Annotated in this window: 8 protein-coding genes; 4 read left to right on the forward strand and 4 right to left on the reverse strand. The window is 68.2% G+C overall.

Going from position 1 to position 9,929, the window contains the following annotated elements:
• Positions 1 to 34 precede the first annotated feature (34 nt).
• The 3 genes from VFL64_RS08120 to VFL64_RS08130 all read right to left on the reverse strand — a co-directional run bounded on the left by VFL64_RS08120 (position 35) and on the right by VFL64_RS08130 (position 6,198).
• Positions 35 to 3,466: a hypothetical protein gene (locus VFL64_RS08120; protein ID WP_489539871.1), complete on the reverse strand. Its 3,432-nt coding sequence runs from the start codon at positions 3,464 to 3,466 to the stop codon at positions 35 to 37.
• Between the two features lie 137 nt (positions 3,467 to 3,603).
• Positions 3,604 to 5,673, reverse strand: coding sequence for a M3 family metallopeptidase (locus VFL64_RS08125; RefSeq protein WP_489539872.1), 2,070 nt, complete (start codon positions 5,671 to 5,673; stop codon positions 3,604 to 3,606).
• 57 nt (positions 5,674 to 5,730) lie between these two features.
• Positions 5,731 to 6,198: a hypothetical protein gene (locus VFL64_RS08130; RefSeq protein ID WP_489539873.1), complete on the reverse strand. Its 468-nt coding sequence runs from the start codon at positions 6,196 to 6,198 to the stop codon at positions 5,731 to 5,733.
• 135 nt (positions 6,199 to 6,333) lie between these two features.
• Between VFL64_RS08130 and VFL64_RS08135 the strand changes: the two genes are divergently transcribed.
• Positions 6,334 to 7,155, forward strand: a complete 822-nt coding sequence (locus VFL64_RS08135; RefSeq protein ID WP_489539874.1) for an acyl-CoA thioesterase — start codon at positions 6,334 to 6,336, stop codon at positions 7,153 to 7,155.
• On the opposite strand, the gene VFL64_RS08140 is transcribed toward VFL64_RS08135, so the two are convergent.
• Positions 7,139 to 7,531: a hypothetical protein gene (locus VFL64_RS08140; RefSeq protein ID WP_489539875.1), complete on the reverse strand. Its 393-nt coding sequence runs from the start codon at positions 7,529 to 7,531 to the stop codon at positions 7,139 to 7,141. The genes VFL64_RS08135 and VFL64_RS08140 overlap by 17 nt on opposite strands.
• A gap of 90 nt (positions 7,532 to 7,621) precedes the next feature.
• On the opposite strand from VFL64_RS08140, the gene VFL64_RS08145 reads away from it, so the two are divergent.
• From VFL64_RS08145 to VFL64_RS08155, 3 genes are all read left to right on the forward strand, one after another.
• A complete protein-coding gene (locus VFL64_RS08145; RefSeq protein WP_489539876.1) occupies positions 7,622 to 8,176 on the forward strand; it encodes a YaeQ family protein in 555 nt (184 codons plus the stop codon).
• A 102-nt stretch (positions 8,177 to 8,278) separates the two neighbouring features.
• Positions 8,279 to 8,569 (forward strand): GNAT family N-acetyltransferase, encoded by a 291-nt coding sequence (locus tag VFL64_RS08150; RefSeq protein WP_489539877.1) that lies wholly within the window; start codon positions 8,279 to 8,281, stop codon positions 8,567 to 8,569.
• On the forward strand, positions 8,566 to 9,929 hold a 1,364-nt coding region (locus VFL64_RS08155), incomplete at its 3' end, for a prolyl oligopeptidase family protein (RefSeq protein ID WP_489539878.1). The genes VFL64_RS08150 and VFL64_RS08155, both read left to right, overlap by 4 nt.

Consider the following 9,929-nt stretch of genomic DNA (forward strand, 5'->3'; position numbering starts at 1 on the left):
GCTCGGGGCAGTTGCCCGGCGGTCAGATGCTCGGTCAGATGCTCGCCATGGCCATGTAGTCGAGCAAGGTCGTTCCGCCCCAGGTGGCGAAGGGCATCACCAGGGCCTTCAACAAGGGCTGCTGGGCGAAGGGCGCGAAGGCGCCGTCGCGCAGGCCCTCGATGTGGCCCTGCAACAGCTTGAGCTGCTCGGGCGCCGGCTCGCCGAGCGCACCGCGCGCCTGGGCACGCAGCAGGGCTTCCTTCACATCGGTCAGCGCATGGGCGCGCGAGTTCTCTGCCGCCAGGCGCAGCGCCACGATGCAGACCAGCACCACGCCGATGCTGAGCATCGACATCAGCGGCAGGGCCAGGGGCATGCGCCAGTTGTCGAACACCGCGCTGCGCGACACCAGCAGCAGCGACAGCACGATGAACGGGTAGTACACGAGCCCGGTGACGCACTGCGTGCGGCGTGCGATGAACTGCAGGTCGATCCAGTGGTCGACCAATGCGGCCGGCAACGGGCCCAGGCGCGACTGGAACCAGTTCAGCGAGCGCTCCGGCCAGTTGGTGTTGCGCCAGCGCAGCTCGCGCACCAGGCGCACGCACAGCAGCGTCGCGTCGGCCACGCAGAAGATCAGGAAGTTCATCGCCAGGAACAGCGCGAACGCCAGCCCGTCGTGGATGCGGTTGGAGATGCCGCCGCGCACCGGTACGCCGGGCGATTCGTCGAGCGCGGCGTACAAGGCCACGCCGAGGAGCGTCATCACGAACACGCAGGCCAGGCTGCGCATGAAGCGCGACGAGGTGCGGCTTTGCACGATGTAGCGCTTCCAGAAGGCCATGGTGCCTGGTGTCATGCGCGGGTCGGTGGTCGCGTCGGGCGGTGGCGGGTCGGCGCTGCCATTCGAGAACATGTTGTTGATGCGCCGGCACCAGGGCTGGCCCGCGTCCTGCCGGTCCTGCTCGGCCACGAGCTGCCGGCGGGTCTTGCCGATCCGCAGCTTGAGGCTGATGTCGTCCAGGTTGCGCTGCAAGGCCGTCCAGCCTCGGAACAGCAGGTAGATGCACAACAGGAGCGTCAGCAGGCGGATGGCCTCGGTCGGCCAGATGCTGATGCCCTCGGTGAAGCTGATCGGCTTGCCGCGCTCCGTCAGCCAGCGTGCGAACACGGGCCAGGCATCCGCCATCAGCAGCGGCACACCCACCTGGAGCAGCAGCAGCCCAGCCGCGATTGCCGCGTGTCGGTTCCAGCCCATGCCTGCCGCCAGGTAGCGCCGCAGCTGCCGCCGCATCGGGCGGCTCAATGCCAGCGCCGGCGCCCACAGCAGCAGGAGCAGCGTGCTGCAGATCATCGTCAGCGCCACGGTGTTGATCTCGGGGTAGGCGCGCGAGGGTGGCGGGTGGATATCGACGCAGGCGTCGAAGCTCTTGTTGCCGCAGCTGGGCGACGGTGCGGGCGATCCGTCCTGCGCCGCCATGGCGGCCGGCAGCCACGCCATGCCGGCCAGCGAGGGCGCGGACGGCGCGCTTCTGGCGGCACAGGCAGCGTCGTCACGCTCGCAGGCCGCGTCGTCGCCTGGTGCCGACGCGGAGCGCGCCGGGCTGAATGCGAACGCGGCAGTGCGGCCGATCTCGAAGACGCGTGGCGCCTGCAAGCGCCGCGTCACCTGCGCCTGGCTCCAGAGGAAGGGCGGGCTGTTGTTGATCTCCGCCATGGCCAGGCTGGTGGCGAAGAAGGCCGAGGTCTGGTAGCTGTCGCGGAACGGCGGCGCGCCCGATTGCAGGCGGTCGGTCAGGCGCAGGCCGAAGCTCGATGCGACGACGAGGTTGCGCGTCCAGCCCTGCTCGCGTGGGTGCAGGAATCGCACGTCGAGGTCGGTGGTGAAGAACACCGCATCGGGGAAGTCCGGCTTCAAGGCCTGCAGCACCAGCAGCTTGTCGTGCAGGTCGTTGCCGAGCACGCCGATCGCGCGGATGCCGGTGCGGCCGCTGCTGGCCGCGCGCAACTCGTCGTCCCGCTCGCGCAGGCGCGCGGCCAGGCGCCGAAGGTAGTCGAACTGGCTCTGGCCTTCGGCGCGCTCGATGAGGCTGCCGTCCTTGTCCTTGGGGTCGGTCTTCGGCTTCGGTGTGTCCTTGTCCGGTGAAGCTGCGTTGGCGCTGGCGCGCTCCGGCAGTTGCCCGTCGATCCCGCGCACGTACTGGAAGCGGTCGACGCAGAAGCCGGCCTTCCTCTGCAGGTCGTACTGGAACTGGCGGCGCAGGCTGCGGCCGTAGAGCGTGTCGAGCTCGGTCACGACCGCGATGTAGGGCAGCGAGCCCACGCCCGACTTGGGGCAGGTCAGCTCCTCCACGTCGGGCTTGCCGGGCAGCAGGCGCAGCTGAAGCTCATCGATCAGGCTGGCAGCAAGCTTCTGATCGTCGTTGATGGTGCGCACCAGCGAGATGCCGCGGGTGCCGAAGTAGTGGGCCAGGGTGTGCGGGCCGTCGCGCTGAACGTCCGCGGTGGCGGGCACAGGCTGGTTGAGGCAATGGCGGCGGGGCCGGGGCTTCGCACCGGGGCTCGGCGCTTGAGCGGCGCTCACGCGTTCGAGCAGGATCGCATCGGGCACCGTCGCCGACGGCGAATAGAAGCGGACGTCGCAATCCCTGAAGAAGCCTGCATCGAAGTTGGCGGTGCTGCTTTCCTCGACCATCGCGCGCAGCCCGCCCGAATCGGATGGGCCGAGCACGCGCCAGCGCAGTACCGGCGCGCCGGCGCCCCTGGGTTGCAACTGGGCGAACAGCCTGGCCACCCGATCGAACGGCTGCCGGTTGAAGGCCCCGTTGTCCAGCCACAGCACCAGCACGTGGCGCAGCTGGCAGGCCGGCGCCTTCACCGGGCCCCGTGCGGCGGCCGTCGGCTTGTGCGCCTGCCGGCAGGCGGGGTCGATTGGTGTGGAGGCCGGCTCGAACCATTCGAAGGGCACCGCGAACGGCAGGTCGCGCGGCAACTTGGCGTTGTTCCTGGGCAGAAAGTAGCCGACATGCTCGGTGTCGATCGGTGCGTGGTGGCTGGCGTTCAGGCCAGCGAGCACGGCATAGCGCGTGCGCCGCCGGGATTCGACCTGTTCGGCGTAGGGGCCGCCGGGCACCATCACGGCCAGCACGTCGACCTCGGTCACGCCGTCCTTGAACTTCTCCTCGATCGTGGCCACCAGGCGGGCCGGGTCACGGCGCTCGGCTTCCGTGGGTTGCGTGCCTGGAGGCAGCTTCTTCGCCACTTCCTCGCGCCCGCGCTCGACGGCACCGAACGGGTCTTGCCACAGGCGCGCGTCGATGTCCTGCTCGGCGAAGCGCTGCTCCACCCTCGGCTCGTTGGCCGCCGGCCGCGTGCCCTGCAAGGGCGCTTCGTGCAACACGAAGGCGCCGGCCGCGAGCAGCAGCACGGCCAGTACGCTGTTGCCCGACAGGGTGGAGCCTGCCGATTTCGCTTCTTTGTCCATGACGCACTCCCGGGTGTCGCCGGTGCGACGGGTCGGGAGCTGCGCACTTCAATTGAGCGCGCTTCTCTGAAGGCGCTCTCCCAGTGCGTAGTGAGCGCCTTTCGCGGGCGGACTACATCCTCAAACGGGAGGACACGCTAGACCTCCAGCAAGCCCCGCTCGCGCAGCATGGGCTGCACCGCCGGGTCGCGGCCGCGGAAGGCGCGGTAGGCCTCGCGCGGCTCGCGGCTGTTGCCGCTGGAATAGATGAACTGCTGCAGGCGCTGGGCCACCGAAGCGTCGAAGGGATTGCCGGCTTCGGTGAAGGCGTCATACCCGTCGGCGTCGAGCACCTCGGCCCACAGGTAGACGTAGTAACCCGCCGCGTAGCCGGAGCCGGCAAACAGGTGCTGGAAGTGCGCCAGCCGGTGGTTCATGCCCACGGCCGCGGGCAAGCCCATGCGCTGCGTCTCTTCGCGCTCGAAGGCAGTGATGTCCGGCCCTTCGGTGGCGGTGAGCGCATGCGCCGCCATGTCGACGCGGGCCGACGCCACATAGCGCACCGTCTCGTAGCCTTGGTTGAAGCGGTTGGCAGCCTCCAGGCGCTCGATCAGCTCGTCGGGGATGGGCTCGCCGGTGAGGTGGTGGCGCGCGTGCTTCTTGAGCACCTCGCGCTCGGCCAGCCAGTGCTCGAAAAGCTGCGAGGGCAGTTCGACGAAATCGCGCAGCACGTTGGTGCCCGAGAGCCGCTCGTAGGTCACGTTGGAGAGCAAACCGTGCAGGCCGTGGCCGAACTCGTGGAACAGGGTGCGCGCGTCGTCGAAGCTCAGCAGCGTGGGCTCGCCCGGCGCGCCCTTGGCGAAGTTGTTGTTGTTGACCACGATGGGCAGCACCGCCTCACCAGCGACCGACAGGTTGCGCGACTGGCTGCGGTAGAGCGACATCCACGCCCCGCTGCGCTTGGTGGGGCGCGCGAAGTTGTCGTGCAGGAAGATGCCCACGAGACTGTCGTCGGCCACGCGGCGCACCTCGTAGGTCTTCACGTCGGGGTGGTAGGCGGGCAGGTCGGCACGCGCCACGAAGCGCACGCCGAAGAGGCGCTGGGCGCAGTCGAACACCGCCTCGACCATGCGCTCGAGCGGGAAATAGGGTTTGACGGCGGCTTCGTCCAGGTCGTAGCGCGCCTGGCGCACCTTCTCGGCGTAGTAGCGCCAGTCCCAGGCCTCGATCTGCAGCGATTCGCCACGCGACAGGGCGAGCGCCTGCAAGGCTTCGAGCTCCTGCCCGGCGCGCGCCAGAGCCGGTGCCCAGACCTGCTGCAACAGGCCATCGACGGCCGCCTGCGTGCCGGCCATGGTGTCGGTGAGTGCGTAGTCGGCGTAGCTTGCGTAGCCGTGCAGGCGTGCCTGCTCGCGGCGCAAGGTCAGGATCTCGCGAGCCACCGGGCGGTTGTCGTGCTCGCCTTCGTGCTCACCGCGCGAGACCCAGGCACGCCAGGCTTGCTCGCGCAGGTCGCGGCGCTCCGAGAAGGTGAGGAAGGGCACGATGTGCGAGCGCGACAAGGTGATCACGCAGCCTTCGGCCACGCCGCGGTCCACGGCCGCCTGGCGTGCCGCGGCGCGCACGAAGTCGGGCAAGCCCGCCAGATCGCGCTCGTCGCGCAGCACCAGGCGGTAGCCGGCTTCGTCGGCCAGCACGTTCTGGCTGAAGCGCGTGGTCAGCTCGGCCAGGCGCTGCATGATCTGCGCATAGCGCTTCTGCTCGGCCTCGCCCAGCTTGGCGCCGGCACGCACGAAGTCGATGTGAAAGCGCTCCAGCAGCCTCAGCTGCTCGGGCGACAGGCCCAGCGTGGCGCGCTGCGCGTGCAGTGCGTCAATGCGCCGGAACAGGCGCGCGTTCATGTAGATGGCGCTGTTGTGCGCCGCCAGCGGCGCCGCCATCTCGCGCTCCACGGCCTGCAGGCTGGGCGAGGTTTCGCTCGATGCAAGGTTGTGGAACAGCGCCTCGATGCGCGACAGCAGCCGGCCGCTGCGGTCCAGCGCGGCCACGGTGTTCTCGAAGCTGGGGGCTTCGGCGCAAGCCGCGATTGACTCGATCTCGGACAGGTGCTGCGTGAGCGCCGTGTCGAAAGCCGGCCTGAAGTGCTCGGCGCGAACGTCGGCGAAGGGAGGCAGCCCGTGCGGGGTGTTCCAGGGCTGCACCAGGGGGTTGCTCGTGGCAAGGGTCATGGTGCGTTCTCGGGTTGGAGACGCGCCGATTCTAGGGGCCGCCTCCCAACGCGCGCCCTACTTGCCGGCCTTGATGTCCTTGTAGTCGTCTTCCAGATAGCGCCTGCCTTCGCACGCTTTGGCGTAGCCCGCACGCTCGGCCTGCAAGGCCTCGACCTTGGCGTTGAAGGCCGGCACGCGCGCCTCGAAGTCGTCGATCGACTTGTCGTGGGCCTGGGCCTTGGCGACGTAGGCCTCGACCAGTTCCTTGTTGGTGCGGTCGAGCGCCGCCAGTTCGTCCTTGAGCGCCATGCCGTTGCGTTCGAGTTCGGTGCGATCGGCGGTGAGCTGCTGTTGCGCCTTGACCATCTCGTCGCTCTGACCTGCGATGCGGCTCTGCTGGGCCAGGCAGGCACGCAGCTGCGACATGCTCATCACCGGCCCACCGGCCTTGCCGCTGCCCAGCGTGCCCTCGCGCGGCGGCGCGGCATGGGAGGAAGCCGAAACAACCAGCGCCAGGCCGGCCAGGGAATACGCAAACCTCATGTGTCTGTCCTTGAAAACTCAGTGCTTGAAAAGAAAGCGGGCGGCAGACTGCCACCTCGGCCGCTGTCGCCCTGGCGCCAGCGTGGGGCGGGCGCATTTTCGATAATCCCGAGTGTCCCCCATCCTCCGCCACCCATGCCCACCTTCACCCCTTTGTCCACGCTGCTCGCGGCCCGCAGCCGCCATGAAAACCGTGTCGGATTCAACGTTCCGGAAGACTGGCTGCAAGGCCGCACCTCCTTCGGCGGGCTGATCTCGGTGATCGCCGTGCAGGCCATGCGCGACGTGGCCGGGGCGAACTGGGCCGCCGACGTGCACCTGCGCGCGCTGCAAACCAGCTTCATCGGCCCGGTGGCGCAAGGCCCGGTCGACGTGGCGGTGACGCTGCTGCGCGAAGGCAAGAACGTGCGCCAGGTGCAAGCCTTGGTGCAGCAGGCCGGCCAGACCGCCGCGCTGCTGTTGGGCGTGTTCGGCTCCGACCGCCAGAGCGTGGTGCAGCCGATGTCGCCCAAGAAGCCGCCGGTGGCCACCGAGCCCGAGCAGACACCACCGCGCGAGCTGCCGCCCGGCATCGCCCCCAACTTCACGCAGCACATGGACATGCGCTTCGCCGAGGGGGCCGCACCCTTCACGGGCAAGGTGAGCACGCTCAGCCGCATCCATTTGAAGATCCAGGGCGAACCCGCCAGCGGCATCGACACCGAACTGCTGACCGTGCTGCTGGCCGACGTACCGCCCACGCCTTTGCTCTCGCAGTTCACCAAGCCGACGCCGGCGAGCTCGGTCTCGTGGGAGCTGGAGCTGCGGCCACTGCCGCCTTCCAGTGAAGGCTGGTGGCGCGTCGACACCGACGTGCTGGCCGCCGCGGGGGGCTACTCGAACCAGGCCACGCGGCTGTGGTCGCCCGATGGTGAACTGGCCGCCATCGGCTACCAGGTTGTCACGGTTTACGGCTGACAGCTTTCTTGGCCGAGGCCTTCTTGGCCGCGGCCTCTTCAGGCACTGCGGCGTCCTTGACCACAGGCGCCTTCTTCTTCGCCGCCGGCTTGGTGGGCTTGTCCTCGGCGATGGCCGATGACAGCAACTCCGCCATCAAGCCGTTGATGCCGCCTTCGTGCTGCGCGGCGCGTTCGTGCAAGCGCTTGACCAACTCGCCAGGCAGCTTGCAGGCAAACGGCACCAGGCCGGCAGCTGCGTCGCGCAAGCGGCGCTCGCGCTTGTCGAGCACCTCGCCTGCACCCTGCGCAAAGCGGTTGGGGATGCCGGCTGCCCTCATCTGCCCTGTGACCTTGAGGCCCAGCTGCTTGGCCAGGTCGAACTTCTTCATGCTCATTGGAATTGCCTCGCGGTGGATCTCTGGATCGGCGCATTGTCGCCGCCACGGGTGGTCTAATGCCCGTCCCTCTCTCGACGCAAGACTCCCATGGCGCTCAAAGCCACCATCTACAAAGCCCAGCTGCAGCTCGCCGACATGGACCGCAGCATCTACGGCGACCACAGCGTGACCATTGCGCGCCACCCGTCGGAGACCGACGAGCGCATGATGATCCGCCTGCTGGCCTTCGCCCTCAATGCGCCGGCCGACGACCACAACGGTGCGCTCGAGTTCGCCAAGGACCTGTGGGACACCGACGAGCCCAGCCTGTGGCAGAAGGACTTGACGGGCCAGATCCTGCAATGGGTCGACATCGGCCAACCCGATGACAAGCGCCTGATGAAAGCCAGCCCGCGCGCCGAGTCGGTCAGCGTCTACAGCTTCAGCCACAGCACGCCGATCTGGTGGAGCGGCATCGCCACCAAGATCACGCGCGCCAGCAACATCGCGGTGTGGCAGGTGCCGGCCGAGCAAAGCCAGGCCCTGGCCGGGCTCGCCCAACGAACCATGCAGTTGCAGGTGACGGTGCAAGACGGCACGGTGTGGGTGGGCGACGGGACACACAGCATCGAGATCACGCCGCAGCGGTTGAACCCTTCCTGAGCGCGTGAAAAATGCTCACATCGGCACCCGCAAAAGCCCGGCTGCCGCGAGGCATTTCGATCAGCCAATAATCGGCGGCATCCCATGGCCAGGAATCACACCATGCCAGACACCGCCCGCTCCTTTTCCGTCCAGCACAACGACGCCCGACACCGCTTCGAGGTCAACCTCGAAGGCCACCTGAACAAGGTCGAGTACGAGCTCGAAGGCAAGGTGATGCGCATCCTCCACACCGTGGTGAACCCTGCGCTCGAAGGCCGCGGCATCGCCTCGTCGATGGTCGCGGCAGCGCTCGCTCACGCACGCGCCAAGGGCCTGAAGGTCGACCCCCAGTGCCCCTACACGCGCGCCTACATGCAGCGCCACCCTGAAACCCAGGACCTGCTGGCATGAACCTCCTGATCCTGCGCCGCGGTGCAGCTGCCACCGCGCTTGTCCTATTGCTCGCTCAGAACGCCATGTCCCAATCCGCTGCACCCGCCTCCACCCCCACTTCCACCGACAAACCCGATCCCTTTCTCTGGCTGGAAGACGTGCAAGGCGAACGCGCCCTCGACTGGGTGCGCGAGCGCAACGCGGTGTCGCAAAAGGAGCTGACCGCCCGACCCGAGTTCGCACCCATCCGTGCGCAGATGCTCGAGGTGCTGAACGCCAAGGACCGCATCCCCAACGTGTCGCGCCGCGGTGACTGGCTCTACAACTTCTGGCAGGACGAGACCAACAAGCGCGGCCTGTGGCGGCGCACCAGCCTGGCGGAATACCGCAAGCCAGAGCCCAAGTGGGAGACCGTGCTCGACCTCGATGCGCTGGGCAAGGCCGAGAACGAGAACTGGGTCTGGGGCGGCGCGAACTGCCTGGGCCCGAGCTACCGGCACTGCCTGCTCCAGCTCTCGCGAGGCGGGGCCGATGCCAAGGTCGTGCGCGAGTTCGACACGGTCACCAAGCAGTTCGTGAAGGACGGCTTCACCCTGCCCGAAGCCAAGACCGAGATCGACTGGGCCGACGAGAACACGATCTACGTGGGCACCGATTTCGGCCCCGGCTCCATGACCGACTCGGGCTACGCCCGCATCATCAAGCGCTGGAAGCGCGGCACGCCACTCAGCGAGGCCGTGTCCGTTTTCGAAGGCGAGAGCAAGGACGTGGCCGTCGCCGTGAGCGTGGACATGACGCCCGGCTACGAGCGCACCCTCTTCACGCGCGCGCTCGACTTCTACAACAGCAAGGTCTTCCTGCAGCAGGGCGACAAGCTGGTGCCGCTCGACATCCCGAGCGACGCATCGCCCAGCTTCCTGCGTGACACCATGCTGCTGCATCTGCGCAGCGCCTTGACGGTGGGCGACACCACCTTCTCCAGCGGCTCGCTGCTGCACACCAATGCCGCCGCCTACCTCAAGGGCGACCGCAAGCTCGGTGCGCTGTTCACGCCGACGTCCACGCGCTCGCTGTCGGGCTACACCAGCACGCACGACCACGTGCTGCTCAACATCATCGACAACGTCGCGGGCAAGCTGGAGCAGTGGCGCAAGTTGGGCGACAGCTTCACGCGCCGCGAGGTCGCCGCACCATTCCCCGGCGCCCTGGGCGTGAGCGGACTGCACGACCCGTTGCTCAAGAACGACCCACTGGCCGAGGCCTACTGGCTGACCTACACCGACTTTCTCACGCCCGATTCGCTCTACCTCGCCCGCACGGCCGACGACAAGCGCGAGCTGCTGAAAGCGCGCGGCGCGCTCTTCGACAGCGCGGGCAT

This window comes from Rhizobacter sp. (genome assembly GCF_035702065.1).
In the GTDB taxonomy this organism is placed as follows: Bacteria; Pseudomonadota; Gammaproteobacteria; order Burkholderiales; family Burkholderiaceae_C; genus Rhizobacter.

Bases quoted from the DNA above. Each gene is read 5' to 3' on its own strand.
- VFL64_RS08120 (WP_489539871.1), bottom strand. From the start codon at position 3,466: ATGGACAAAGAAGCGAAATCGGCAGGCTCCACCCTGTCGGGCAACAGC.
- VFL64_RS08125 (WP_489539872.1), bottom strand. From the start codon at position 5,673: ATGACCCTTGCCACGAGCAACCCCCTGGTGCAGCCCTGGAACACCCCG.
- VFL64_RS08130 (WP_489539873.1), bottom strand. From the start codon at position 6,198: ATGAGGTTTGCGTATTCCCTGGCCGGCCTGGCGCTGGTTGTTTCGGCT.
- VFL64_RS08135 (WP_489539874.1), top strand. From the start codon at position 6,334: ATGCCCACCTTCACCCCTTTGTCCACGCTGCTCGCGGCCCGCAGCCGC.
- VFL64_RS08140 (WP_489539875.1), bottom strand. From the start codon at position 7,531: ATGAGCATGAAGAAGTTCGACCTGGCCAAGCAGCTGGGCCTCAAGGTC.
- VFL64_RS08145 (WP_489539876.1), top strand. From the start codon at position 7,622: ATGGCGCTCAAAGCCACCATCTACAAAGCCCAGCTGCAGCTCGCCGAC.
- VFL64_RS08150 (WP_489539877.1), top strand. From the start codon at position 8,279: ATGCCAGACACCGCCCGCTCCTTTTCCGTCCAGCACAACGACGCCCGA.